The following is a 24,376-nucleotide window of genomic DNA, read 5'->3' on the forward strand; positions in this document are numbered from 1 at the left end:
CAGACGTGCTCACCTTCGACATCGACCGCTCCAGTCCCACGCCGCTGTACTTCCAGCTGGCGCAGGCCATCGAGGGGGCGATCACCGGCGGCTCGCTGCCCCCGGGCTCGCGGCTGGAGAACGAGCTGCTGCTGGCCCAGCGCTACGGGCTGTCCCGGCCGACGGTCCGCCGCGCGGTGCAGGAGCTGGTGGACAAGGGCCTGCTGGTCCGCAAGCGCGGCGTGGGCACCCAGGTGATCCAGCCGCACGTCCGCCGGTCGGTGGAGCTCACCAGCCTCTACGACGACCTGTCCCGCGCCGGCGAGGCGCCGACGACCGAGGTGCTGTCCCTGGAACGGCGGCCCGCGCCGGCCGACGTCGCCGGGGAGCTCGACCTCGCGCCGGGGGAGGAGATCGTGGTGGTCCGCCGGCTGCGCCGCTCGCACGGCGAGCCGCTGGCGCTGATGACCAACCACCTGCCCGGCCGGTTCGACCCGTCGGTGGAGGACCTCACCGAGCGGGGGCTCTACCAGTACCTGCGCGCGCAAGGGGTGCACCTGCGGGTGGCCCACCAGCGGATCGGCGCGCGCCTGGCCCGGGCCGACGAGGCGCGGCTGCTGCAGGAGCCGCCGCGGGCGGCGCTGCTGACCATGGAGCGGACGGCGTTCGACGACAAGGGCGGCGCGGTGGAGCTCGGCCGGCACGTCTACCGCGCGTCCCGCTACGACTTCGAGACGACGCTCGTCGGCCGCTGACGGCGGCCGGTGTGCCCGGTCACGGTGCGCACACTCACAGGCCGGATGCCGCACCGCCGCGCCGCGCGCGAGGACGATGGAGTCGGTACAGAGAAGACGACGCAGACGCAGCTCGGAGAACCGCCATGTCCACCCTCCTCACCCCCTCCCGCCGCGGCTCCGTGTGGCAGCGGTCCCGCCGCGCCCTCGAGCGCGAGCTGGCCGACTACGCCACGACCGCCGACCGCGACGACCTCACCGCCCTGCTCGAGGGCCGCGGCTCCGGCGAGAGCCTCGCCGCCGAGATCCTGGGCCGCCAGGCGCACCGGGCGCTGTTCGCCCGCGCCTGACCCGTCCGGCGGGCGGGCTAGGGCAGCCGCTCGAGCTCCCCGCCGTCCCACTCCCAGCGGACGGTCATCCGCCCGGACGGCCCGCCGGCGTGGGTGTCGCCCGGCTCGTACACCCGCATGACCGCCACCACCCGGCCGTCCTCGACCGAGAGCCCGTCCGGGTCGTAGACCGGCGGCAGGACGTCGGCCCGCGGCAGCGTGCGCGGGCTCGGCAGCACGGCCAGCCGGCGGCCGCCGGCGTCGAGGACGTGCACCTCCTCGACGATCCCGTTCGACGGCTGCGGGGAGCACCGCAGCAGGACGACGGTGTCCGGCCGGCCGTCGCCGTCGACGTCCCCGCTCACCGCGGCGCCGAGGGAGACGTCGAACCAGTCGTAGGGACCCGCGGCGGCCGGCACCCGCGCCGACCCGTCCCGCAGGGTCGCCGCGAACCCGTCCGGGACGACGCCGTCGCAGGTCACGGTGTAGGTGGTGTTCCGCCAGTCGGGGACGCGCGTCGCCGGAGCCGCCGGGGCGGGGGAGGCGCCCGGGTCACCGGCGCAGCCGGCCAGCAGGAGGCACGCCCCCACACCGGCCGCGCTCAGCCGGCGGATCGCCGCGTCGGACATCGGGCCTTCCCTCGGCCGGGGCGGAGGAACGGGGGAGCACCCCTCCGGACCGAGCGTCCCACCGTCCGGGCCCTCAGGCGAACGGGTTCTCGCCGGCCTCGACCTGCGCCGCGAGCTCCCGCAGCGCCGCCCGGTCCGGCGTGCCGCCGGCCTCCCGCACCGCGGCCCCCAGCGCGGCGGCCACCTCGTCCGCGGGCCGTCCCGCCATGCGGTCGGCGACCGCGGCCAGCGTGGGCGCGACCCGCTCGCTGAGCAGCTGCTCCCGCCGCGGGTCCGGCGGGCGCAGCAGCCGCAGCAGCTCCTCCTGCAGCCCGCTCCGGGGTCGGCGTCCCACCGGCTCCCTCCCTCCGACGGCCCGGCCAGTCGACACCCCGCCGGGCGGCCGGGCAAGCCCCGCGGCGCTACCGTCCGGGCGAGGGAGGGAGCGCCGGTGCACGAGGTCACCGAGGACGTCTTCTGCGTGCCGAGCACCGCGGTCAACCGGGTGCTGGTCCGCGACGGCCGCGACCTGACCCTGGTCGACGCCGGGTACCCGGGCGACGCCGCGGGCCTCGCCGACGCCGTCCGCGCCCTGGGCTCCCGGCCGGAGGACGTGCGCGCCGTCCTGGTCACGCACGCCCACGTCGACCACGTCGGCGGGCTGTCCGCCCTCACGCCGGGCACCCCCGTGCTCGTGCACCCGGACGAGCTGCCGAACGCCCGCGGGGAGCGCCGCGAGCAGGCCACGCCGCTCGACGTCGCCGTCCGGGCCTGGCGGCCGCGGGTCGCCCGGTGGGCGCTGTCGATCGTGCGGGCCGGGGCGACCGCGCACCCCGTCGTCGCCGCGGCGCGACCGCTCCCCGGCGGCGGCCCCCTGGACCTGCCCGGCGGGCCGGTCCCCGTGCCCACGCCCGGCCACACCTCGGGCCACACCGCCTACCTGTTCCCCCGGCACGGGGTGGTGGCGACCGGCGACGCGCTGGTCACCGGGCACCCGACGTCGCGGGTGCGCGGACCGCAGCTGCTGCCGGGGTTCTTCTCCGCCTCGCCGGACCGCGCCCGGGACGCCCTCGGCGCGCTCGCCGCGCTGCCGGCCGACCTGCTCGTCCCCGGCCACGGCGACCCGTGGCGCGGCGACCTCGCCGCCGCGGTGGCCCTGGCCCGTCGGTGACGGGGGCTCCCGCCGCGATGAGTTCCGGCCGGGGCGGGGGTCCTCCCTGGGAACCGCCGGCGACGAGATCCCCCCGGAGGACGCCATGACGACCGTCCCGGACCGCCCCGCCCCCGCGCCCACCGGCCGCCCGCCCGTCGTCGACCGGGCCACCTGGCAGGCCGCCCGGGACGAGCTCCTGGTCCGCGAGAAGGCGCACACCCGCGAGGGCGACGCCATCGCCGCGGCCCGCCGCCGGCTGCCGATGGTGGAGGTCGACGGCGCGGCCGAGGTCGTCGGACCCGACGGCCCGGTCCCGTTCCCCGACCTGTTCCAGGGCCGCGCCGAGCTCCTCGTCTACCACTCCATGTGGTACGACGGCGCGCCGCACCAAGGGCAGTGCGAGGGCTGCACCTTCAACCTGTGGCACCTGCGGGACGCCGTCTACCTCCACGCCCGCGGCGTCTCGTCCGCCGTCCTGACCTCGGGCCCCTGGGACGAAGTGGCGCCCTTCGTCGAGTTCATGGGGTACGCCCAGCCCTGGTACTCGGTGCGGGGCGCGGAGGAGCGGATCGCCACGGAGGAGGGGCACCTGTCCTGCTACCTGCGCGACGGCGACCGCGTCTTCCTCACCTACTCCACGACCGGCCGGGGCAACGAGCCGGCCGACGGGACTCTCGGCCTGCTGGACATGACGCCCTACGGCCGCCGCGAGGCGTGGGAGGACGTCCCCGAGGGCTGGCCCGCGGCCCCGCAGGTCGGCTCACCGGTCGGCGGGCACGGCGCGCCGATCTGCTGGTACTGGCGCTCGGACGCCGACGGGAACGCCGCCTGGGGCCCGACCAGCCGCCCCGTGCCCCAGTGGACCCGCCCCGGCGCGACCCCCGTGGACACCCTCGGCCGGCACGCCCCCTCCCACTGACCGGGCGCGCTCAGGCGTTCTGCGGGAAGCCCAGGTTCAGGCCGCCGTGGCTCGGGTCGAGCCAGCGGGAGGTGATGACCTTGCCGCGGGTGAAGAAGTGCACGCCCTCGGCGCCGTGGGCGTGGGAGTCGCCGAAGAGGCTGTTCTTCCACCCGCCGAAGGAGTAGTAGGCCATCGGCACCGGGATCGGCACGTTGATGCCGATCATCCCGACCTCGACCTCGTGCTGGAACCGCCGGGCGGCGCCGCCGTCGTTGGTGAAGATCGCGGTGCCGTTGCCGTACTCGTTGCGGTTGACCAGCTCGACGGCGTGCTCGTAGCTGTCCACCCGCAGCACCGACAGCACCGGGCCGAAGATCTCGTCGGTGTAGACGCTCATGCCCGGCTCGACGTGGTCGACCAGCGTCGGGCCGAGCCAGAAGCCGTCCTCGGCGCCGTCGGGCTGCACCTGCCGGCCGTCGACGACCAGCTTCGCGCCCTCCTCCTCACCGGCCTCGACGTAGGACTCGACCCGGTCGCGGTGCCGCTTGCTGATCAGCGGGCCCATGTCGCAGCCCTTGCGCCCGTCGCCGGTGCGCAGCGTCCGGGTGCGCTCGGCGATCCGGGCGACCAGGTCGTCGCCGATCCCCCCGACGGCGAGCACGGCGCTGATGGCCATGCAGCGCTCGCCGGCCGAGCCGAACCCGGAGTTGACCGCGGCGTCGGCGGCCAGGTCCAGGTCGGCGTCGGGGAGGACGACCATGTGGTTCTTGGCTCCGCCCAGGGCCTGCACCCGCTTGCCGTGCCGGGTGCCGGTCTCGTACACGTACCGGGCGATCGGGGTGGATCCGACGAAGGACACCGACCTGATCCCGGGGTGCTCGAGCAGCCGGTCGACCGCGACCTTGTCGCCCTGCAGCACGTTGAAGACGCCGTCGGGCAGCCCCGCCTCCTGCCACAGCTGGGCCATCCACAGCGACGCGGAGGGGTCCTGCTCGCTGGGCTTGAGGACGACGGTGTTGCCGGTGGCGATCGCGATGGGGAAGAACCACATCGGGACCATCGCCGGGAAGTTGAACGGGCTGATGACCGCCACCGGGCCGAGCGGCTGGCGGACGGAGTGGACGTCGACGTCGGTCGAGGCGTTCTCGGTGAACCCGCCGCGCACGAGCGAGGGCACGCCGCAGGCGTACTCCACGACCTCCTGGCCGCGGGAGACCTCGCCGAGCGCGTCGTCGAGCACCTTGCCGTGCTCGGCGGTGATGATCGCGGCCAGCTCGGGCTTGCGGGCGTTGAGCAGCTCGCGGAAGCGGAACAGGACCGCGGTGCGCCTGGCCAGCGAGGTGTCGCGCCAGGCGGGGAAGGCCGCGGTCGCCGCGGCGACGGCCGCGTCGACCTCCTCGGTCGAGGCCAGGGCGACCTCGCCGAGGACCTCACCGGTCGCCGAGTCGGTCACCTCTGCGGTGCGGCCGCTGGCGCCCTCGCGGCGGGCGCCGTCGATCCAGTGGGGGATGGAGGTGGGCATGGCTGCTACTCCCGGGGTGGGTGTCACGGAGCGGTGTCGTCGGGGAGCGGTGTCTGCGGGAAGTTCGGCCGTTCCGACGCGCCGGTGTCGGGTCGGGCGGCGCCGCGGCCGGCGTCGTCGGGGAAGTGCTTGGCGACCAGCTCGCGGATGGCCTCGAGCATGCGCGTCCCGGACTCGCGGGCCTGGTCGTCCCAGCCGAACACGCAGGTGGTGAGGACCCCGTCGAAGCCGGTGCCGGCCAGCGCGGCGAAGGCCTCGTCGAAGTCGACGTCGCCGCGGCCGATCTCCATGTGCTGGTGGACGCGGGTGGTGTTACCGGGCGGGTTGGTGATGTAGCGCAGCCCGTCGGAGGCACGGTGGTCCATCGAGTCGGCGACGTGCACGTGGGTGAGCAGGTCGCCGGCGTGCGCGATGATCCCGGCGGCGTCGTCGCCCTGGTGGAAGGTGTGCGGCGTGCAGTAGAGGAACGACACGCACGGCGAGTCGATGCCGCGGACCATGTCGACCGCGGGGTGGCCGAGCTCGATGAAGTCGTCCGGGTGCGGCTCGAGGGCCAGCCGGAGCCCCTCCCGCTCGAGGACGGGCAGCAGCTCCTCCATCGACCGCCAGAACATCGCCTCGGCGAGCTCCGGCGCCTCGGGGCGGCCGTTGAACTCCGAGTTCACCGTGTCCACGCCGAGCTCGACGGTGATCTCGATCGCCCGCCTCCAGTAGCGCACCGCCGCCTGCCGCTCGTCCTCGCCGGGCCCGGACCAGCGCATGACCGGCAGCACCGAGGTGACGCCGACGCCGGCGTCGGCGAGCCGTGACCGGAACGCGCGGACGGTGGCCAGGTCCACGCGGGGGTGCTTGAAGAACGGGACGAAGTCCTCCCGCGGGGACAGCTCGATCCACTCGTAGCCCATCGCGGCGACGACGTCGGGCAGCTCCAGCAGCGGCGTGGTCCGCAGCATCTGCGGGTCCAGGGCGATCCTCACCGCTGCTCCAGCCGGACCTCGGTGCGCCGTCCGGTGCGCAGCGCCTCGACGCCGGCCGCGCACACCGCCTGGGCCGCGTAGCCGTCCCACGCGCCGGGGCCGTCGATCCCGCCGCGGCGGGCGGCGTCGGCCCACCGCTGCAGCTCGACGTCGTAGGCCCGGCCGAAGCGCACGCGGAAGTCCGGCGCGATGCCGGCCGACCGGGACGGGCCCGCCGCCCCGCCGGACGTGCGCAGCAGCCCGGCGTCGAGGCCGATCACGGCGCTGCCGTCCTCGCCGACCACCTCGGTGCGGACCTCGTAGCCCACCCCGGTGCTGACGAAGACCTCGACGTCGACCAGCCGGCCGCCGGTGGTCTCGAACAGGACCAGCAGCGGGTCGGACTGGCCCGCGACCGCGTGCCGGGTCGCCCGCGGCCGCAGCACGGTGACCGCGGCGATCTCCTCGTCCAGGAGGAACCGGGCGACGTCGACCTCGTGGACCACCGAGTCGTTGACCATCATCTCGCTGGTGAAGTGCGGCGGGACCGCGGCGTTGCGGTGGGCGCAGTGCACGATCAGCGGCTCGCCCAGCCCGCCCTCGGCGACCAGGGCCCGGAGCTGGGCGTACTCGGGGTCGAAGCGGCGCATGAAGCCGACCTGCACCAGCCGCCGGCCCGTGCGGGCGGTGTACGCGTCCTCCGCGCGCACGACGGCGATGGAGCTGTCGGCGTCCATCGTGAGCGGCTTCTCGCACAGCACCGGCTTGCCGTGCTCGATGCAGGCGAGCACCTGCTCCTCGTGGAACTGCCCGGGGGTGGCGACGAGGACGGCGTCGACGCCGTCGTCGGCGATCGCGGCGAGCGGGTCGCCGACCACCCGGCAGCGGGGCACGCCGGCGGCCACCTGCTCGGCCTTCTCGGCGGAGGCGTCGCTGACCGTGACCACCTCCGCGCCGGAGATGCGGCTGTGGAGGCGGGCGACGTGGTCGGCGCCCATCATGCCGACCCCGAGCACGGCGACCCGGAGCCCGTGTGCCGGGACGTCGGCCATCGCCGGGAGGACACCGGCCTGCGTCTCCGTGGTGGTCACGCCCGGGCCTCCGATCCGGGTGCGGGGGTCCTCGGGGCGCCGATCTGCAGCGACGGCAGTCGGCAGCCGGCGATGTGCCGGTGGGTGCGCCGGGCGATGGGGAGGGGCCGGTCGGGCGGGCAGGGGTACATGTCCTGCTCGACGATCGCGAAGACGTCCAGGCCGAGCTCCTCGATCGCCTCGAACAGCGGCGGGTAGGCGGGCACGCCGTGGGGCGGTTCCACGAAGGCGTCCATCCTGACCGCGTCCGGCCAGGTCACGTCCTTCTCCAGCACCTCGTCGATCACCTGCGGGTCGACCTGCTTGAGGTGCAGGTAGCCGATCCGCTCCGGGTAGCGGTGGATCAGGTCGAGGTTGTCGCCGCGGTAGTAGCTGACGTGCCCGGTGTCCAGGCACAGCGGCACGTACCCGGGATCGGTGTCGGCGAGGAACCGCTCGATGTCGCGCTGCCAGCCGACGTGGCTCTCGGCGTGGGGGTGGTAGGCGATCGTGAGCCCGTACTCCTCCCGGATCGCGCGGGCCAGCCGGTCCACCCCGCTGGTCTTCGCCCGCCACGCCTCGGGGGTGAGCTCGCGCGGCTCGACGTCGGCGCCGGTCTTCTGGTCGCGGAAGGTGTCGGGGATGACCACCACGTGGGTGCCTCCGGTGGCCCGGGTCAGCGCGGCGACGTCCTTGACCTGGCTCCACACCGCGTCCCAGGAGTCGGGCCGGTGCAGGTGCTCGAAGACGGTGCCGGCGGACACCTGCAGGCCCCGCGCGGAGAGCTCGTCGGAGAGCCGCGCCGGGTCGGTGGGCAGGTAGCCGTAGGGACCCAGCTCGATCCACTCGTAGCCGCAGGCGCTGACCTCGTCGAGGAAGCGCTGCCACGGCACCTGTTCCGGGTCGTCGGGGAACCAGACGCCCCACGAGTCGGGAGCCGAGCCCACCCGGATCCGCGCGCGGCCGTGCTGCTCTGTCATGGGTGCTCCTCCTGGCGGGGATCAGGGCTGGGCAGGAGTGAGGTACGGGCGCTGGCGCGCCTTCTCCTCGGCGTAGACGGCGCGGGCGCGCCGGGTGCTCTCGAGCGTGGAGACCTCGCTGACCGGCACGTCCCACCACGACTCGCTGGAGGGCGCGTCGACGAGCGGGTCGGTCTCGACGTGCACGACCGTCGTCCGGTCGCTCGCCTTGGCCTTGCGGAGGGCGGCCTCCAGGCTCGGTCCGTCCTGGGCGGAGAGGACGTCGACGCCGAGGCTGGCGGCGTTGGCGGCCAGGTCGACCGGCAGCACGTCCCCGTCGAGCCGGCCGGAGCCCGACCGGTACCGGTAGCGGGTGCCGAACCGCTGCGACCCGAGGGACTCCGAGAGCGCGCCGATCGAGGCGAAGCCGTGGTTCTGCACCAGGACGACGACCACCTTCACGCCCTCCTGGACGGCGGTGACCAGCTCGGTCGGCATCATCAGGTAGGAGCCGTCGCCGATCATGACGAACACGTCACGGTCCGGGCTGGCCATGCGGACGCCGATGCCGCCGGGGATCTCGTAGCCCATGCACGAGTAGCCGTACTCGACGTGGTAGCCCTTGGGGTCCCGGACCCGCCACATCTTGTGTAGGTCCCCGGGCATCGACCCGGCCGCGCACACCACCACGTCGCGCGGCGCGGACACCTCGTTGACCAGCCCGATGACCTCGTTCTGGGTGAGCCGGCCCCCGCTGCCGGGTGCGGCCGGGTGGTAGGCGGCCTCGACCGTGGCCTCCCACGCGGCGGCGAGCTCGGCGGTGCGGGCGCGGTACGCGTCGTCGACCGACCAGCCGGCCAGCGCCCCGGTCAGCGCGGTGAGCGCCTCGCGGGCGTCGGCCTGCACCGTCACGCCGGCGTGCTTGGCGGCGTCCACCGCCGCGACGTTGACGTTGACGAACCGCACGCCCGGGTCGGCGAAGGCGGTGCGCGAGGCGGTGGTGAAGTCCTGCCAGCGGGTGCCGACCCCGATGACGACGTCGGCCTCGCGGGCCAGCGCGTTGGCCGCCGTGGTGCCGGTGGAGCCGATCGCGCCGACCGACCGGGGGTGGTCGAAGGGCAGCGCGCCCTTGCCGGCCTGGGTCTGCGCGACCGGGATGCCGGTGGCCGTGGCGAACGCGTCCAGCGCCGCGGTGGCGGAGGAGTAGACGACGCCGCCCCCGGCGACGAGCAACGGCCGGCGGGCCGTCCGGACCACCTCGACGGCGCGCTGCAGGGCGGCCGGCTCGGGCTGCGGGCGCCCGACGTGCCAGGTGCGCGGGGCGAACAGCTCCACCGGCCAGTCGAACGCCTCGGCCTGCACGTCCTGCGGGAGGCAGACGGTGGCCGCGCCGGTCTCGGCGGGGTCGGTGAGCACCCGCATCGCACCGAGCAGCGCGGCGGGCAGCTGCTCGGGCCGCTCCACCCGGTCGAACCACCGCGACACGGGGCGGAGGGCGTCGTTGACCGAGACGTCGCCGCTGTCGGGGCGCTCGAGCTCCTGCAGCAGCGCGCCGGCGGCGCGGGTGGCGAAGGTGTCGGCGGGCAGCAGCAGCACCGGCAGCCGGTTGACCGTGGCCAGCGCCGCGCCGGTGACCAGGTTGGTCGCCCCGGGCCCGATGCTGGTGGTCACCGCCCAGGTCTGCAGCCGGTCCTTCGCGCGCGCGTAGCCGACGGCGGTGTGCACCATCGCCTGCTCGTTGCGGCCGAGCACGTAGGGCAGCGCCCGCGGGGACTCCAGCTCGGCCTGCAGCAGCGCCTGGCCGAGGCCGGCGACGTTGCCGTGGCCGAAGATGCCCAGGCAGCCGGCGAACAGCCGCTGCCGGTGCCCGTCGCGCTCGGTGGACTGCTGGGCGAGGAAGCGCACCACGGCCTGGGCGACGGTCATCCGGGCGGTCCCGGGACGGGCCTGCGGCGGGGTCTGGCTCACGAGGGGGACGCTCCCTCCGGGTCGGGGCGGTGGGTGGGCAGCGGCAGCCGGGGGTCGACGTCCTCGTCGGCCCACGTGCCGCGGACCCAGGCGTGCGCGGGGTCGTCGACGATCCGCCACGCCCGCTCGGGGCCGGGGCCGGCCATGACGTTGAGGTAGTAGAGGTCGTGGCCGGGCGCGGCGATCGAGGGTCCGTGCCAGCCGTGCGGCACCAGGACGACGTCGCGGTCGCGGACCTCGGCGAGCACGTCGACCGGCCGCTCGGGGGTGCCGTACACGCGGTGGTAGGCCAGGCCGGGCTGGCCCTGGGGGCCGGTGGCGACCTCGAAGTAGTAGACCTCCTCGAGCTCGGTCTCCACCGCGGAGGTCTCGTCGTGCTTGTGCGGCGGCCAGCTCGACCAGTTGCCGCCGGGGGTGAGCACCTCGCAGGCGATGACCGAGTCGGCCTCGAGGACGTCGGCGGTGGCGAAGTTGTGCACCTGCCGGCTGCTCCGGCCGGCGCCGCGCAGCTCGACCGGCACCGCGGCGGCCGGGCCGTAGCGGACGGGGTACCGGCGCCGCGCGCGGGCGCTGCACAGGGCGAACCGGCCGCCGTTGCGGCTGGTCAGCTCGGCGGTGGCCCCCAGCGGGAGGTAGGCGAAGTCCGTCGGCCCGGCGAAGACACAGCTGCGGCCGGCCAGGGGGAGCACCTCCCCGTCGCAGGCGACGGTGACCCCGCCCTCCAGCGGGACGACGACGACCTCGTCGGGCCCGGTGTCCAGGACGTGCCGGCCGCCGGCGGGCAGCTCGAGGACGCGGAGCCCGGTGTGGCCCCAGCCGGCCGACTCGGGCGTGACCTCCAGCGCGTACGGGCCGGCGGCGGCGGACCCGGCGGGCAGGTGCAGGGAGCGGGAGCCGGGGGCGGTGGAGCCGGGGGCGGTGGTCCGCGAGCCGGTGGTGCTCGGGGCGGTGGTGCGCGGGGCGGTGGCGGTCACGGCCGGCTCCCTCCGTGGACGAGGGCGACGGCGGTGTCCACCGCGGCCTCCACGTCGTCGTCGGGCGGGTAGAGCAGCGTGCGGCCGACCACCAGGCCGCGCACCGGCGGCAGCGCGAGCGCGTCGCGCCACTGCGCGTAGGTCTCCTCCGGCCGGCGCGAGGGGTCCCCGCCGAGCAGCAGCGTGGGCAGCGTGGTCGCGTCCGCCACCCGCTCCATCTCCGCGACCACCGGCAGCTTCAGCCAGGTGTAGGCGGAGGTGGCGCCCAGGCCCTGCACGACGTGCACGCTCTTGATCACCGCGTCGGGGGACAGGTCGTTGACCACCCGCCCGTCGACTCGCCGGGACAGGAACGGCTCCAGGATCGCGACCAGCCCGGCGCGGGCCAGCGCGGTGACCGCGCGGCCGGCGGTCTCCAGCGAGACGACCGTGGCGGGGTCGTCGAGGTCGACGCGGTTGAGCATCTTGGCCGCGTCGAACCGGGCGTCGACCACGCCCTGCACGTCGTAGCCGGTCATCCGGTCGTCGATCTCGAACACCGAGCCGGCCAGGCCGCCGCGGTTCATCGAGGCGACGACCACCTTGTCCTCCAGCGCGCCGAGCAGCAGCAGGTCCTCGGCGACGTCGGCGGTGGCCAGCAGCCCGTCGACCCCGGGTCGGGCGAGCGCGGCGCGCAGCCGGTCGAGCATCTCCGTGCGGCTGTGCATCGCGGTGGGCCGGCCCTGCGCCGACAGCGCGCCGCGGGCGGGGTGGTCGGCGGCGATCAGCATCAGCCGGCCGTCGTCGGGGAGGAAGGCCGGCCGCCGGCGGCGGGTGGCCAGGGCCTGCGCGACCGCCTGCGGGGAGCGGCTGCGCAGCTCGGTGACCTCGGCGTAGGTGGCGCACACCGGCGCGGTCCCGACGGCGGGCAGGTGCACGGCGGTGTCAGACACGGGTGCCCTCCAGGCGGGGGGTGGGGACGGCCGGGCGGGCGGCGGCGACGTGGGCGGCCACCTCCGCCGCGGTGGGCATCGCGGTCGAGCACTCCAGCCGGGAGGCGACGATCGCGCCGGCGGCGTTGGCCTCGCGCAGCAGCTGCTCCAGCGGCAGGCCGGTGAGCAGCCCGTGGATCAGCGAGCCGCCGAAGGCGTCCCCGGCGCCAAGGCCGTTGACGACCTCGACCGGGGTCGGCGGGACGACGACCCGCTCGTCGCGGGTCGCGCCGAGGACCCCCTCCGGGCCCTGCTTGACGACCGCCAGCTCGACGCCGGCGTCCAGCAGCGCGTCGGCGGCCCGGTCCGGGTCGGTCTCACCGACGGCGACCTCGCACTCCTCGCGGTTGCCGACCGCCACGGTGACCGAGGGGAGCGCGGCGCGGACCTGCTCGGCGGCCGCCTCCCGGGAGGGCCAGAACACCGCCCGGTAGTCGAGGTCGAGGACGGTGTGCCGGCGGCGCCCGCGGGCCGCCCAGGCGGCGTGGTGGGCCGAGCGGCTCGGCTCCTCGGACAGGCCGGTGACCGTCGCCCACAGCAGCCGCGCGCCGCGGACCGCGTCGAGGTCGAGGTCCTCCGGCCGGATCTGCAGGTCCGGCGCGGTCGGGCGGCGGTAGAAGTAGATCGGGAAGTGGTCGGGCGGGAAGACCTCGCAGAAGGTGACCGGCGTGGCGTGGTGGGGGTCGACGACGACGAACCGGTCGTCGACCCCGAGCTCGCGCAGCGCCCGGCGCACGAAGCGGCCGAACGGGTCGTCGCCGACACCGCTGACCAGCGCGGGGGAGTGCCCGAGGCGGGCCGCGGCGACGGCGACGTTGGCCGCGCTGCCGCCGAGGTACTTGCCGAAGGACTCGACGTCCTCGAGCCCCACGCCGATCTGCAGGGGGTAGACGTCGACGCCGCTGCGCCCCATCACCACGACGTCGGGGGCGACTGCGTCGGGGGTGTCGTCCACGGTCCGCTCCGTCCTGTGCGTCGTGCCCCGTGGGACCCGACTGTGCGCCGCGACACCTTCCGGCGTCAAGGCTTTGTCAGGACATAGCGACATCTTGTCGTGAGCGCGGCACCCCGGTGGCCGCCCCGCTCAGCGGGGGTCGAACAGGACCACCTCGCCGGGCGTGACCGGGAACGGGTTGGCCCACCCCGAGGCGGTGCCGGTGATCGGCTGGGCGTCGGTGACCACGTGGTACGGCGTCCCCGGGTAGACGGCGAGCACGCGGGCGGGGTCGGTGAGCTCCTCGGTGTGCTCGAGCAGCTCGCCGCGGCGCAGCAGCCGCGTCGTCCGCCGCCCGCGCAGCTCGCGGCCCACCTCGGCCACCCATCGGGCGCCGTCCTGGTCGAAGGCGACCGAGCGCACCCGCGCGCCCGGCGGCGCGGGCTCGCAGCCGGCGAACTCGGCGAGGGCCTCGTAGAGCCGCTCGGCCTGGTCGTCGTCGGTGGCGCGGGGGAGGAAGAAGGCGGTCACCGGCCGATCCTGACCCCCGGTACCGACAGCCCGGGATGCGGACCGTGCACCGGGCGTGCACCCTGGGTGCACGTGCTCCGCCCCGGCCGAGTAGAGGGGGACTCCTCGCCGGGGCACCGGGCCAGGTTCCGAGCTCCGCTCCCTGGCCCGGCCGCCGGGACCCCGGTGGTGCACCACCGGATGCCGCGCCCTCAGGTCGTGCGGCTCACCGACGCCTTCAGCACCCGGCCGCACAGCACCGTGGCCACCCCGGCGACGACGGCGGTCAGGAGCCCGACCCGCAGGCTGGTCGCGTCGGCGAGCGCGCCCACCAGCGGCGGGGACACCAGGAAGCCGATCCGCAGCAGCCAGTTGACCAGCGTGAGCCCCACGCCGTGCCGCAGCCCCGGGAGGTCGTCGGCCGCGGCGTAGACGGCGGGGACCAGCGTCGCGACGCCCAGCCCGGCCAGGGCGAACCCGGCCAGCGTCGTGGCCAGCGACGGCACCGCCAGCGCCAGCCCCATGCCGGCGGCCACCATCGCGCCGCCGACACGGGCCACCCGGCGCTGCCCGAACCGGTCGACGACGCGGTCACCGGTCAGCCGGCCGACTGTCATCGCCAGCGACAGCGCGACGAACCCCAGCCCCGCGGCCGCCGCGCCCGTCCCCACCTCGGTGCGCAGCCACAGCGCGCTCCACGAGGAGCCGGCGTCCTCGACGAACGCCCCGCACGCGGCGAGCACGCCGAGCGCCGCCAGCGGCAGCGCGACCGCCCGCAGCGTCCCCCGCCCGCCCGCGGGCACGGCGTCGTCGGGCACCTCCTCCTGGTCGGGACCGGGCAGCATCGACCGGTGCGCCACCAGCGCGACGACGGCGAAGACGGCCGCGACCACGCCCAGGTGCACCCCGAGCGGGACGCGCAGGCCCGCCGCGGCGGAGCCCAGCAGCCCGCCCGCCACCGCGCCGATGCTCCAGAGGCCGTGGAAGGAGTTGAGGATCGACCGGTCGTAGGCCCGCTGCACCCGCAGGCCGTGCGCGTTCTGGGCGACGTCGACGACCGCGTCCAGCGCGCCGGCGACGAACAGCGCCCCGGCGAACAGCCACCACGAGGGCGCGAGGGCGGCCCCCCAGACGGCGGCGGCCAGCGCCACCAGGCCCCAGGAGGCCACCCGCGCCGAGCCGAACCGGCGCATGAGCGCGGCCGAGGCCAGCGCGGACACCAGCGCGCCGAGCGGCAGGGCGGCCAGCGCCGCGCCGAGCTCGGCGTTGGAGACGCCCAGCCGGTCCTTGACCTCGGGCAGCCGGGGCACGAGGTCGGCGAAGAGCACCGCGTTGACGAAGAAGCAGGCGGCGACGGCGGCGCGGGCGGCGCGCAGCCGGGGCGGGGCGGTGACCGGGAGGGTGTCCGACACGGGTGTCCTGTCTGGAGGGGCGGGCGGTCAGGGGGCGGAGGTCAGGGCAGGTCAGGCGGCGAAGCGGAGGATGGCGGCACGGATCTGGGCGCGGTCCATCGGGTCGGTGGACAGGGCGCTGTGCAGCACCAGCCCCTCGACCAGGGCGTCGAGCTCGCGGGCGGTCACCGGGTCGAAGTGGCGCTCCAGGCTCGCCCGGCTGCGCTGCATCCAGTCCTGGGTGACCGCGCGCAGCGCCGGCCGGCGGGCGGCGGCGACGTAGAGCTCGACGGCGAGCACGAGGTCCCGGCCGGAGCCGAGCAGGTCGCCGGTGAGGTGCTCGACCAGCGCGTCCAGGGCGGCGGCCCGGTCGGGCGCGGCGCACATGCGCGCGTCGAACCGGGCGGCCACCTCCTCGACGTGCCGGGTGAACGCCGCGGCGTGCAGCTCGTCCAGGCTCGCGAAGTGGTAGGTCATCGACCCCAGGGGCACGTCGGCGGCGCGGGCGATGGCCCGGTGCGTGGCGCCGGTGACGCCGGCGTCGGCGATGACGTCCAGCGCCGTGGCCACCAGCCGGTCGCGGCGGCCGGGGTCGTGCCGCCGCGGCCGCCGGACGGGGGTGCTCACCCCCGGTCCAGCTCGCGGACCACCCGGGCCGGGTTGCCGACGGCGACCACGCCGGCCGGCAGGTCCCGCGTCACGACCGACCCGGCGCCGACGACGGTGTCCGCGCCGATGCTGACGCCGGGCAGCACGATCACCCCGCCGCCGAGCCACACGTTGTCGCCGATGGTGATCGGCCGCGCGGCCTCCCACTTGTCCCGCCGGGGCCCGGGCTCCACCGGGTGGGTGGGGGTGAGCAGCTGGACGTTCGGCCCGATCTGCACGTCGTCGCCGATGGTGATCGCCGCGACGTCGAGGGCGACCAGGCCGACGTTGGCGAAGCAGCGGGCGCCGACGCGGATCCGGCTGCCGTAGTCGACGTACAGCGGCGGGCGGATCTCGGTGCCCTCGCCGACCGAGCCGAGCAGCCGCCCGAGCAGCTCCCGGCGCAGCGGCCGCTGGCGGACCGAGGTGGCGTTGTAGGCGGCCACCAGGTCCAGGGCGGTGGCGCTCTCCTCGCCGATCTCGGGGTCGTCGGCGACGTAGAGGTCGCCGGCGAGCATCCGCTCGCGCATGGTCCGGCCGTCGTCCGGGGCGGGCAGCGAGGTCATGCGGACGAGCGTACACATCCATGCGGACGCCCGTACGCATCGCCGGGGGGCGGCGCGCCGATGACTTCCGTCCGCCGCGACGGTCCACCCCTCGACACCACCGCTCCCGGGAGGCCCCAGATGACCAGCACCGCCCCCGCGCTCGAGACCCGCACCCTCGAGGTGCCCGGCGCCGTCCTCGCCTACGACGTCCGCCCCGGCCCGGCCGGCGCGCCGGTGCTGCTGCTGGTCGGCTCGCCCATGGCCGCGGCCGGCTTCGGCACGCTGGCCGGGTACTTCGCCGACCGCACGGTGGTCACCTACGACCCGCGCGGCTCCGAGCGCAGCCGCCGCACCGACGGCGCCGCGACGAGCACGCCCGAGGAGCACGCCGACGACCTGTCCCGCGTCGTCGCCGCGGTCGGCGGCGGTCCGGTCGACGTCTTCGCCAGCAGCGGCGGCGCGGTCAACGCGCTGACCCTCGTCGCCCGCCACCCCGGGCAGGTGCGCACGCTGGTCGCGCACGAGCCGCCGTCGGTGCGGTACGTGCCCGACGCCGCGGAGGCCTCGGCCGCCACCCACGCCGTGGCGGAGGCCTACCGGCGGTCCGGCTTCGGCGCCGGCATGGCGGCCTTCATCCGGCTGGTCGCCCACCGCGGCCCGGTGACGCCCGACCTCGCCGGCCCCGCACCCGACCCCGCCCTGTTCGGCCTGCCCACCGAGGACGACGGCTCGCGCGACGACGTCCTGCTCGGGCAGAACCTCGTCTCGTGCACCCACCACGAGTACGACGTCGCGGCGCTGCGGGCCGCGCCCACCCGGGTCGTGGTCGCCGTCGGCGCCGGGTCCGAGGGAGAGCTCGCGCACCGCGGCGGCGTGGGCGTCGCCGAGGCGCTGGGGACCGCCCCGGTCGTCTTCCCCGGCGGGCACGCCGGCTTCCTCGGCGGTGAGTACGGCCAGACCGGGGAGCCCGCGGCGTTCGCGGCCCGGCTGCGCGAGGTGCTCGACGGGGCGGCCTGAGGGCCTTGTCCCGTCCCGGCGGCAGCGGGAGGCTGGGCTCGCCAGGACGAGCTGTGAACAGGGCCAGCCACCGCCGGGAGGTCGCCGTGGAAGCGCGCGTGGGGGACAGGATCGTCGTCCGCTCGACCCACCAGGGGGAGCCGGACCGCACCGGACGGGTGCTTGAGGTCCGCGGACAGGGCGGGGCGCCGCCGTACGTCGTCCAGTGGGACGCCGACGGGCACACCGGCGTCTTCTACCCGGCGGGCACCTGCGCCGTCGTCCCCGAGCCGGCCGAGGCGTAGGAGCGGGGGGCCGTTCCCTCGCGGGACGGCCCCCCGCGCAGGTCGGCGGCGGACGCCCCTCCGGCGTGCCCGCCCGGCGCCGCCCACCCCTCCGGCGGCCGCGGGTGGCCCCGCGCGCCTGCCCGGTCGCGTCCGGGCTCGAGCACGGCCCGACCGGCCGCGGCAGGCGCGCGGCAGGCGTGCCGCCCCTCGTGGAGCCGGCGGGCGCCCGCGCCGTCCCCCCGACCGTTATCCCCAACTACCGCCGCGATCGGGCGGGAGCGGCACAGAAGCGCACGGCGAGACGGGCCCCGGCCACGCCTCGTGCACGTCCCGACGTCCCGGGGCAGGACGAGGCGACCCCCGGCGCGCCGGTGCTCCCGCCGCGGGACGCCGCGACGGGAGCACCGGAGGTGGGGAGGTCAGGCCTGCGGGGTCTCCGGCGTGCCGGCGTGCGGCGTGCCGTCGGGCCCCTCGGCGAGCAGCAGGTACAGCGCGCGGCGGGCCTCGGCGAGGACGCCGGCCGCGGCGGTGAGCTGGGCCTCGGTGCCGGTGCGCGCCACCTGGCGGACCGCGCCGTGCAGCTGGTCGAGCAGGCCGCGCAGGTCCGCGGTGGGGGCGCCCGCGGTGCCGCCGCCGAACGGGTCGTTCCCGGTGCCGCGCAGCTCCTCGACGGCGCTGCGGCCGGCGTCGGTGAGGGTGGCGAGCTTGCGGCCGGCGTCGGCGGTCACCGTGACCAGGCCCTCGTCCTCGAGCTGGCTGAGGGTCGGGTAGATCGCGCCGGGACTGGGCGTCCACCGCCCGCCGCTGCGCTCGGCGACCGCCTGCATGAGCTGGTAGCCGTGCATGGGCTGCTCGGCCAGCAGCAGCAGGACGGCGGCGCGGACGTCGCCGCCGAGGACCCGGCCGCGGCCGCCGCGGCGCTGCGACCCGGCCGCCGGGTCGGAGCCCGGGCCGAAGCCGGGGCCACCGGGTCCGCCCGGGCCGCCGAAGCCGGCGCCGCCGCCGGTCCCGCCCGGGCCGCCGAAGCCGAAGCCGGAGGGCCCGGAGCCCCCGCCGCCGGGCCCGCTCGGGCGGGACCCGCGCGGCCGCTGGCCGCGCCCGTGCCCGCGGCCGCCGGGCCGCCATCCCTCGGATCGTGGGTCGTGCACCGTGACCGCCTCCTGACGTATCGGATGACAGTAACGATATATCGTGATGCGACGGTCGTCTAGGAGCCGAAGGAGTGCGCCGCGATCGCCTGGACGGCCGCCTCACCGAGTGCGTCGACCTCGGCGGCGAGCACGCGCAGGGGGACGGGCTCCCCGGAGCGGAGCCGGTCGGTGAGCCGGCGGGCGACCTGGCCGATCCGCCCGGCCGGGTCGACGCCGGGCTCGGCGGGCGCGGGCGGGACCACCGACCAGGGCTGGTCGATCTCCGCGCTCAGCGCCGGCAGCCGGCGCAGGAGGGCCGCGCTCTCGGCGGCCAGCCGCCACCAGGTGCCCGGCCGCAGCTCCGGGGGCCCGGACCCGCCGGCGGCCGCCCAGCGCAGCAGGCGCACCACCTCGCCCCAGACCACGTCGGAGACGACGTCGCCGACCGGCCCGCCGCCGGGGGAGCGCCGGGCGAGCACGAGGGCGCGGGTCGCTGCGGGGTCGAACAGCCAGGGCGCGGTGTCGCGGTCCATGACGGCACGCTGCCCCCGCACCCTCCGCAGGGGCTGGGGCCGGCCTGTGAGCTCCCTGGGGACCTCAGCCCAACGCGGCCAGCACCGCCGCGGCGGCGGAGTCGAGGGCGGCGCGGGCCCGTCCCCACGACGTCGCGGCGGGGAAGTCGCCGAGCAGGACGACGGCGGTGCCCGAGGGCAGCACCCCGGCCGAGTGCAGCTGCCGCCGGCCGTCGACGCAGCACATCCAGCCCTGCTTGGCCGCGATCCCGGGGCCGCCGGCCAGCAGGCCGAAGGTCTGGGAGAACCCGTCGGCCGCGGTCGGCGCGGTCTCCCGCATCCAGCCGAGCAGCGTCGCGGCCGGCCCCTCGCCGAGCGTGTCGGCCAGCCCGGCGAGCAGGGCGGCGACGTCGGCCGCGCTGAGCCTGGCCTCGCCCCACTGGCCGGCGACCCGCGGCGGGGCGGTGGCGGTCAGGCCGGCGTCGGCGGCGGTGGCGGTGACCAGCGCGGCGCCGTCGTAGCGGTCCCACAGGGTGCTCATCGCGCCGTCGTCGGAGGTCACGATCGCCCGCTCCATCAGCGCGAGGTCGTCCTCGCCGAGGTCGAGCGCGCCGGCCGCGCCGAGGGCCAGCAGCCGGCCGACGACGTGCAGCTTGACCACCGACGCCGACAGGAGGGCGTCCCCGGCGGCGGGACCGGTGACCAGCGGCCGGCCGAACGCGTCGAGCACCGCCACCGCGACCGTGCCGTCCGCCGCGCCCGCGGCCGCGTCGACGGCGGCCAGCACCGCGGTGTCGTCGACGGCGACCGGCGGCGGGACGGGGGCGGCGGCCTCCCCGACGACGCCCATGCCGCGGATCTCGGCCGGCGTCCCCGGGTCCGGCGCGACCGTGGCCCGCTGCGCGTCCGGTACCTCCGGACGCGAGGCGCCCTCCGGGGCCCAGAGGACCACCGCCAGCAGTCCCGCCGTGGTCACCACCAGCACCGACGCGAGCACGATCGTGAGCGCGCCGAGGACCAGCCGCTCCAGCGGGCCCCGGCGCGGGCGTCCGGGCGAGGGGCGGACGGCGCGCACGGGCACAGGGTGGACCCGATCGGGGTCGTGCGGGGAACGTCCGTGTTTCCCCTGCCGGACCGGCCGGCGACGCGGTGCAGGTCAGACGGGTCCGGACCCACCCCGACCGGCCCGTCGGGCCCGGCGGCGGACCCGGACGCAGCGGTCCACAGTCGCGGCACGGGCGGTTGACAGCCGGGTCACAGCTTCGTGCCCGATCCTCGGGACCAGGGCCGGATCGACCGGTCACCCGAGCGAGGAGTGTGCCCGTGCGGAAGAAGATCCTGCTCGCCACCGCGGCCGGTGCCCTGGCCGTGGGCGGCCTGGCCTTCGCCGTCCCGGCCGTGGCCGACGACGACACGACCACCACGGACTCGGTCACCTCGGCCGAGGAGCGCATCCGCGACGCCCTGTCCGGCCTGGTCGACGACGGGTCGATCACCCAGGAACAGGCCGACGAGGTCGCCGCCACCCTCGGCGACGCCGGGGTCTGGCACGGTGGCCGGGGTGGCTGGCACGGTGGCTGGGGCGGTGGCTGGGGCGGCGGCTTCCCGGTCGTCGCCGAGACCCTGGGCCTGTCCGAGGAGGAGCTGCGCACCGCCCTGGAGGCCGACGGCGCCACCCTCGCCTCGGTCGCCGAGGACCGCGGCGTCGCCGTCGAGGACCTCGTCGCCGCGCTCGTCGCGGCGGCGGAGGAACGCATCGCCACCGCCGTCGAGGAGGGCCACCTCACCCAGGAGGAGGCCGACGAGCGGCTGGCCGACCTGGAGGCGGGGGTCACCGAGTTCGTGCAGTCCGCCGACGGGGACGGACCCTGGTGGGGCGGCCGCGGCGGCCCCGACGACGAGGGCGACTGACCGTCCCGGCACCTCGCGGCGCCGTCCTCCGTTGGGGAGGGCGGCGCCGCACTGCACCCCGGTCCCCGCGCACGCCGGTCCCCGCGCACGCGGGCCGCTCCGCGGCACGCCGCACCGGTACCGTCCGCCGCTCCGCCGGAGTGCACACCCCGCGACGGCGGCGCCCCGAGGAGGAGACCCGTGACCACCACGCTGCCGTCGGCGCGGCCCGACGGCCGCCCCCCGGCGCCGGCCCGCACGCTCGTCGTCGTCGGCGGCCTGCCCGGCAGCGGCAAGACCACGCTGGTGCGGCGCGTGCTCGGCGACGGCGTCCCGGGCGTCGCCGCGGTGGACTCCGAGGACGTCGCCGCCCGGTGGCGCACCGGCTCCCGGGTGCCCTACCGCCTGGTGCGCCCGCTGGTGCACACCGCGCACCGGCTGCGCGTCCTCCGCGTGCTCGCCGGTCCGGCGCCGGTCGTCGTCCTCACCGACCCGTGGACCAGCCGCTGGTGGCGCCCGGTGGTGCTGCGGGCGGCCCGCCGGGCCGGGCGCGCGGTCCGGCTGGTGCTGCTCGACGTCTCCGCCGACGACGCCGCCGAGGGCCAGCGTGCCCGCGGCCGCCGCATCCCCGAGGGCCGGATGCGCCGGCACGCCGGCCGCTGGGACCGCTACCGCGCCGCGGACCCGGCGCCCGGCGAGGTCCTCGTCGTCGACCGGCCGCGGGCCGCCGCGCTCACCTTCGCCGGGCTCCTGGGTCCCGTGACCCCGGCGGCTGCAGCGGGCTGACCACCCCGGTCAGGCCCAGCGCCCGCTCGAGCAGCCGGAACCGGTAGGCCGCGGTCAGCGCCGCGAACCAGAGCAGCAGCGCCGGCACCACGGTCTCGAAGACCGGGTCGGCGGCCTCGGTGAGCCCGAAGTAGGTGGTGAACGCCGGCCAGAACAGCCCGGCGGAGAACACGACCACCAGCGCGAGGACCAGCCACGCGGGGCGGCGGTCGCCGTCGGGACGGGTCCAGGCGGCGAACCACCGGGTGGGCGGCTTGAGGAACAGGATCAGCAGGAACGCCGCGTAGGAGACGAACGTCGACAGCGCCGTCTGCGCGCCGATGGTCGCGGCGGCCTCGGCGAAGCCGACGTCGTCGGAGGACACCCCGGTGTAGTCCTCGAAGGCGTCGACGACGAACGAGGGGACGGCGTCGTCGGTGAACCCCTGCAGCAGGTCGGTGTAGTGCCGGGCGTAGACGGCGACCCCGCCGGCCGCGGTCACCAGCACCGCCGGCACGACGAACCGCCACAGCGTGGTGAGCAGGTGCGGGTCGGGCGGGGTCGGGCGGGCCCACGCGGTGAGGAACAGCGTCGGGACGCCGACGGTGAGCAGGGTCAGCCCCACGTTGGCCGGGGAGTAGGGGAAGCCGAGCCCGAGCATGGTGACGGCGAGGATGACCAGCCCCTGGGTGCCGACGCGGGCCAGGAACACCTGCATCGACGTGCTGATCCCGGTGATGATCCGGCGGCCCTCGTGCGCCGCCGGCAGCAGCGCGGCCAGCGAGTCGCCGGTAAGCACGATGTCGGCGACGTCACGGGTGACCGCGCTGCCGCCGGCCATCGCCACGCCGACGTGCGCCCGCTTCAGCGCGCGGGCGTCGTTGACGCCGTCGCCGACCATCGCCACGTGGTGCCCGGCCCGGCGCAGCGCGTCGACCAGCCGCTCCTTCTGCTCCGGGGCGATCCGCCCGAACACCGTCGTCCGCGCGACGACCTCGTCGAGCTGCGCCTCCGACAGGCCCTCCAGTGCCGGGCCGGCCACCGGCTCGCCGGGCTCCAGGCCGGCCTGCCGCGCCAGCGCCGCCACCGTGGCCGGGTCGTCGCCGGAGACCACCTTGACCGTGATGCCGTCCGCGGTGAGCCGGGCGAGGGTGTCGACGACGCCGGGGCGCAGCTCGTCGGCCAGCGCGACGACGGCCAGCGGCTCCAGGGCGGGCAGCCGCGACCGGCCGGCGCCGTCGCGCAGCGGTGCGTCCCGGTCGGCGCGGGCGAGCACCAGCACCCGCAGCCCGCGCCCGGTCAGCTCCCGCACGGGGACGCCCAGCGGCTCGCCGGTCAGCCGCGGCGCCAGCGTGTCCGGGGCGCCGAGCACCAGCACGCCGTCGGCGGTGCGCAGCGCGCTCCACCGCAGCGCGGAGGAGAACGGCACCTCCTCGGCGACGGGCACCGGGTCGCCGGGCAGCGCCTGAGCCAGTGCCGCCGTCGTCAGGTTGCCCGCGGCGGTGCTGCGGGCCATCGACCCCAGTAGCCGCTCCACCTCGCCGGCCGGCAGCGGCCCGACCGGCCGCACCCCGGCCAGCGACAGCCGGCCGGTGGTGAGCGTGCCGGTCTTGTCGGTGCAGACGACGTCGACGTTGCTCACCGACTCCACGGCGTTCACCTGCTGCACCAGCGCGCCGCGGCCGGCGCTCCTGGCCGCGCCGACGGTGTAGGCGACCGCGACGAGGAAGAACAGCCCGTAGGGCACCAGCCCGGACAGCACCGCGGTGGTCTGCACGGTCCGCACCAGGGTGAAGCCCTCCAGCGCGGCCTGCGCCAGGATCGTCACGCTCATCAGCAGCACCAGGAGCATGACCAGCCGGACGACGAAGTCGATCCGCCGCTGCAGCGGCGTCCGGTCGGTGGAGACCCGGCGCGCCTCGGCGGTCAGCCGGCCGGCGTAGGACGCCGCGCCGACCTCGCGGGCCAGCTGCGCGCCCTCGCCGCCGACGACGAACGAGCCCGACAGCAGGTCGTCCCCGGGCTCCTTCGGCAGCGCCTCGGACTCGCCGGTCAGCAGCGACTCGTCCACCTCCAGCCGCCCGGCGAGCACCGGCCCGTCGACGACGACCTGCCCGCCCGGGCGCAGCCGCAGCACGTCGCCGAGCACGACCTCCTCCGGCGGCACCTCGGTGTCGGCGCCGTCGCGGACCACCGTCACCGTGCCCCGCGCGAGCAGCTGCAGCCGGTCGAGCTTGCGCTTGGCGCGGATCTCCTGCACCGCGCTGATCGCGGCGTTGACCAGCCCGAGGCCGACGCTGGTGAACGCGTCGCTGTACCGGCCCAGCGCCAGCAGCGCCGCGCCGATGGTGAACAGGATGACGTTGAAGAAGGAGAAGACGTTGGTGCGCAGGATGACCGCGTAGCTGCGCGAGGACGCGCTGACCGCGACGTTGCCCTCACCGCGCCGGTGCCGGGCGCGGGCCTCGGCGGCGGTCAGGCCCACCGGCGCCGCGGGAGGGGTCAGGCCCGTGGTCCCCGTCGTCATCGCCCCCGACTGTGACAGGCGGGACGGCGGGCGGCACGGCGTGGCGCGCCGGGCACAGCCGACTCCCGCCCGGCGTCCAGGCAACGCGCAGCCGCGGCGCGGACCGTGGTCGCC

The 24,376-nt window shown here is 76.8% G+C and carries 26 protein-coding genes; 8 read left to right on the top strand and 18 right to left on the bottom strand.

Annotation, left to right across the window (positions count from 1 at the left end):
* Positions 1-5 precede the first annotated feature (5 nt).
* Together ACFO3M_RS08490 and ACFO3M_RS08495 are read left to right on the top strand one after the other, a co-directional pair.
* Positions 6-734 (top strand): GntR family transcriptional regulator, encoded by a 729-nt coding sequence (locus ACFO3M_RS08490; protein WP_387988140.1) that lies wholly within the window; start codon positions 6-8, stop codon positions 732-734.
* Positions 735-859: 125 nt separating this feature from the next.
* Complete coding sequence (locus ACFO3M_RS08495) at positions 860-1,063, top strand: hypothetical protein (RefSeq protein ID WP_387988141.1); 204 nt, start codon at positions 860-862, stop codon at positions 1,061-1,063.
* A 17-nt stretch (positions 1,064-1,080) separates the two neighbouring features.
* On the opposite strand, the gene ACFO3M_RS08500 is transcribed toward ACFO3M_RS08495, so the two are convergent.
* Together ACFO3M_RS08500 and ACFO3M_RS08505 are read right to left on the bottom strand one after the other, a co-directional pair.
* Positions 1,081-1,671, bottom strand: coding sequence for a hypothetical protein (locus ACFO3M_RS08500; RefSeq protein ID WP_387988142.1), 591 nt, complete (start codon positions 1,669-1,671; stop codon positions 1,081-1,083).
* Positions 1,672-1,744: 73 nt separating this feature from the next.
* The gene (locus ACFO3M_RS08505; RefSeq protein ID WP_387988143.1) at positions 1,745-2,005 is read right to left on the bottom strand and encodes a hypothetical protein; all 261 of its coding nucleotides are present in this window, start codon (positions 2,003-2,005) and stop codon (positions 1,745-1,747) included.
* A gap of 96 nt (positions 2,006-2,101) precedes the next feature.
* On the opposite strand from ACFO3M_RS08505, the gene ACFO3M_RS08510 reads away from it, so the two are divergent.
* Together ACFO3M_RS08510 and ACFO3M_RS08515 are read left to right on the top strand one after the other, a co-directional pair.
* Positions 2,102-2,821 (top strand): MBL fold metallo-hydrolase, encoded by a 720-nt coding sequence (locus tag ACFO3M_RS08510; protein ID WP_387988144.1) that lies wholly within the window; start codon positions 2,102-2,104, stop codon positions 2,819-2,821.
* Positions 2,822-2,906: 85 nt separating this feature from the next.
* Entirely contained in the window at positions 2,907-3,722 is an 816-nt protein-coding gene (locus ACFO3M_RS08515; protein WP_387988145.1) for a DUF899 family protein, read from the top strand.
* A 10-nt stretch (positions 3,723-3,732) separates the two neighbouring features.
* On the opposite strand, the gene ACFO3M_RS08520 is transcribed toward ACFO3M_RS08515, so the two are convergent.
* The 12 genes from ACFO3M_RS08520 to ACFO3M_RS08575 form a co-directional block, all read right to left on the bottom strand.
* Positions 3,733-5,226 (bottom strand): CoA-acylating methylmalonate-semialdehyde dehydrogenase, encoded by a 1,494-nt coding sequence (locus ACFO3M_RS08520; RefSeq protein WP_387988146.1) that lies wholly within the window; start codon positions 5,224-5,226, stop codon positions 3,733-3,735.
* 23 nt (positions 5,227-5,249) lie between these two features.
* Positions 5,250-6,203, bottom strand: coding sequence for a sugar phosphate isomerase/epimerase family protein (locus tag ACFO3M_RS08525; RefSeq protein WP_387988147.1), 954 nt, complete (start codon positions 6,201-6,203; stop codon positions 5,250-5,252).
* On the bottom strand, positions 6,200-7,273 hold the full coding sequence (locus tag ACFO3M_RS08530; protein WP_387988148.1) for a Gfo/Idh/MocA family protein: 1,074 nt from the start codon (positions 7,271-7,273) through the stop codon (positions 6,200-6,202). Before ACFO3M_RS08530 ends, ACFO3M_RS08525 begins: the two co-directional genes overlap by 4 nt.
* Positions 7,270-8,232 (bottom strand): TIM barrel protein, encoded by a 963-nt coding sequence (locus tag ACFO3M_RS08535; RefSeq protein WP_387988149.1) that lies wholly within the window; start codon positions 8,230-8,232, stop codon positions 7,270-7,272. The genes ACFO3M_RS08530 and ACFO3M_RS08535 overlap by 4 nt, the downstream gene beginning before the upstream one ends.
* Before the next feature lie 21 nt (positions 8,233-8,253).
* On the bottom strand, positions 8,254-10,179 hold the full coding sequence (gene iolD, locus ACFO3M_RS08540; protein ID WP_387988150.1) for a 3D-(3,5/4)-trihydroxycyclohexane-1,2-dione acylhydrolase (decyclizing): 1,926 nt from the start codon (positions 10,177-10,179) through the stop codon (positions 8,254-8,256).
* Complete coding sequence (gene iolB / locus ACFO3M_RS08545; RefSeq protein ID WP_387988151.1) at positions 10,176-11,153, bottom strand: 5-deoxy-glucuronate isomerase; 978 nt, start codon at positions 11,151-11,153, stop codon at positions 10,176-10,178. Before iolB ends, iolD begins: the two co-directional genes overlap by 4 nt.
* The gene (locus ACFO3M_RS08550; protein WP_387988152.1) at positions 11,150-12,085 is read right to left on the bottom strand and encodes a class I fructose-bisphosphate aldolase; all 936 of its coding nucleotides are present in this window, start codon (positions 12,083-12,085) and stop codon (positions 11,150-11,152) included. The genes iolB and ACFO3M_RS08550 overlap by 4 nt, the downstream gene beginning before the upstream one ends.
* Positions 12,078-13,079: a 5-dehydro-2-deoxygluconokinase gene (iolC, locus tag ACFO3M_RS08555; RefSeq protein WP_387988153.1), complete on the bottom strand. Its 1,002-nt coding sequence runs from the start codon at positions 13,077-13,079 to the stop codon at positions 12,078-12,080. Before iolC ends, ACFO3M_RS08550 begins: the two co-directional genes overlap by 8 nt.
* 129 nt (positions 13,080-13,208) lie before the next feature.
* Complete coding sequence (locus ACFO3M_RS08560) at positions 13,209-13,589, bottom strand: hypothetical protein (RefSeq protein WP_387988154.1); 381 nt, start codon at positions 13,587-13,589, stop codon at positions 13,209-13,211.
* Positions 13,590-13,780: 191 nt separating this feature from the next.
* Entirely contained in the window at positions 13,781-14,980 is a 1,200-nt protein-coding gene (locus ACFO3M_RS08565; protein ID WP_387988155.1) for an MFS transporter, read from the bottom strand.
* Between the two features lie 51 nt (positions 14,981-15,031).
* Positions 15,032-15,586 (bottom strand): TetR/AcrR family transcriptional regulator, encoded by a 555-nt coding sequence (locus ACFO3M_RS08570; protein ID WP_387988156.1) that lies wholly within the window; start codon positions 15,584-15,586, stop codon positions 15,032-15,034.
* Positions 15,583-16,173 (bottom strand): sugar O-acetyltransferase, encoded by a 591-nt coding sequence (locus tag ACFO3M_RS08575; RefSeq protein ID WP_387988157.1) that lies wholly within the window; start codon positions 16,171-16,173, stop codon positions 15,583-15,585. Before ACFO3M_RS08575 ends, ACFO3M_RS08570 begins: the two co-directional genes overlap by 4 nt.
* A gap of 120 nt (positions 16,174-16,293) precedes the next feature.
* Here ACFO3M_RS08575 and ACFO3M_RS08580 point away from each other — a divergent pair, with 120 nt between their 5' ends.
* Entirely contained in the window at positions 16,294-17,172 is an 879-nt protein-coding gene (locus ACFO3M_RS08580) for an alpha/beta fold hydrolase (protein WP_387988158.1), read from the top strand.
* Positions 17,173-17,258: 86 nt separating this feature from the next.
* The gene (locus ACFO3M_RS08585; RefSeq protein ID WP_387988159.1) at positions 17,259-17,456 is read left to right on the top strand and encodes a DUF1918 domain-containing protein; all 198 of its coding nucleotides are present in this window, start codon (positions 17,259-17,261) and stop codon (positions 17,454-17,456) included.
* 401 nt (positions 17,457-17,857) lie between these two features.
* Here ACFO3M_RS08585 and ACFO3M_RS08590 read toward each other — a convergent pair whose 3' ends face one another.
* The 3 genes from ACFO3M_RS08590 to ACFO3M_RS08600 all read right to left on the bottom strand — a co-directional run bounded on the left by ACFO3M_RS08590 (position 17,858) and on the right by ACFO3M_RS08600 (position 20,155).
* Entirely contained in the window at positions 17,858-18,586 is a 729-nt protein-coding gene (locus tag ACFO3M_RS08590) for a PadR family transcriptional regulator (protein WP_387988160.1), read from the bottom strand.
* Positions 18,587-18,645: 59 nt separating this feature from the next.
* Complete coding sequence (locus ACFO3M_RS08595) at positions 18,646-19,101, bottom strand: hypothetical protein (protein ID WP_387988161.1); 456 nt, start codon at positions 19,099-19,101, stop codon at positions 18,646-18,648.
* Positions 19,102-19,165: 64 nt separating this feature from the next.
* Positions 19,166-20,155: a serine hydrolase gene (locus ACFO3M_RS08600; RefSeq protein ID WP_387988162.1), complete on the bottom strand. Its 990-nt coding sequence runs from the start codon at positions 20,153-20,155 to the stop codon at positions 19,166-19,168.
* 248 nt (positions 20,156-20,403) lie between these two features.
* On the opposite strand from ACFO3M_RS08600, the gene ACFO3M_RS08605 reads away from it, so the two are divergent.
* Together ACFO3M_RS08605 and ACFO3M_RS08610 are read left to right on the top strand one after the other, a co-directional pair.
* Complete coding sequence (locus tag ACFO3M_RS08605; protein ID WP_387988163.1) at positions 20,404-20,991, top strand: hypothetical protein; 588 nt, start codon at positions 20,404-20,406, stop codon at positions 20,989-20,991.
* Positions 20,992-21,171: 180 nt separating this feature from the next.
* Entirely contained in the window at positions 21,172-21,756 is a 585-nt protein-coding gene (locus ACFO3M_RS08610) for an AAA family ATPase (RefSeq protein WP_387988164.1), read from the top strand.
* On the opposite strand, the gene ACFO3M_RS08615 is transcribed toward ACFO3M_RS08610, so the two are convergent.
* Positions 21,704-24,262, bottom strand: coding sequence for an HAD-IC family P-type ATPase (locus ACFO3M_RS08615; protein ID WP_387988165.1), 2,559 nt, complete (start codon positions 24,260-24,262; stop codon positions 21,704-21,706). The two genes, ACFO3M_RS08610 and ACFO3M_RS08615, sit on opposite strands and share 53 nt — an antisense overlap.
* Between the last annotated feature and the right edge of the window lie 114 nt (positions 24,263-24,376).

This window comes from Geodermatophilus arenarius (assembly GCF_042654585.1).
GTDB classification, from domain to species: Bacteria; Actinomycetota; Actinomycetes; order Mycobacteriales; family Geodermatophilaceae; genus Geodermatophilus; species Geodermatophilus arenarius.

Coding starts and splice junctions, on each gene's coding strand:
- ACFO3M_RS08595 (WP_387988161.1), bottom strand. CDS start 19,101: ATGGACCGCGACACCGCGCCCTGGCTGTTCGACCCCGCAGCGACCCGC.
- ACFO3M_RS08500 (WP_387988142.1), bottom strand. CDS start 1,671: ATGTCCGACGCGGCGATCCGCCGGCTGAGCGCGGCCGGTGTGGGGGCG.
- ACFO3M_RS08495 (WP_387988141.1), top strand. CDS start 860: ATGTCCACCCTCCTCACCCCCTCCCGCCGCGGCTCCGTGTGGCAGCGG.
- ACFO3M_RS08520 (WP_387988146.1), bottom strand. CDS start 5,226: ATGCCCACCTCCATCCCCCACTGGATCGACGGCGCCCGCCGCGAGGGC.
- ACFO3M_RS08535 (WP_387988149.1), bottom strand. CDS start 8,232: ATGACAGAGCAGCACGGCCGCGCGCGGATCCGGGTGGGCTCGGCTCCC.
- ACFO3M_RS08575 (WP_387988157.1), bottom strand. CDS start 16,173: ATGACCTCGCTGCCCGCCCCGGACGACGGCCGGACCATGCGCGAGCGG.
- ACFO3M_RS08515 (WP_387988145.1), top strand. CDS start 2,907: ATGACGACCGTCCCGGACCGCCCCGCCCCCGCGCCCACCGGCCGCCCG.
- ACFO3M_RS08615 (WP_387988165.1), bottom strand. CDS start 24,262: ATGACGACGGGGACCACGGGCCTGACCCCTCCCGCGGCGCCGGTGGGC.
- ACFO3M_RS08580 (WP_387988158.1), top strand. CDS start 16,294: ATGACCAGCACCGCCCCCGCGCTCGAGACCCGCACCCTCGAGGTGCCC.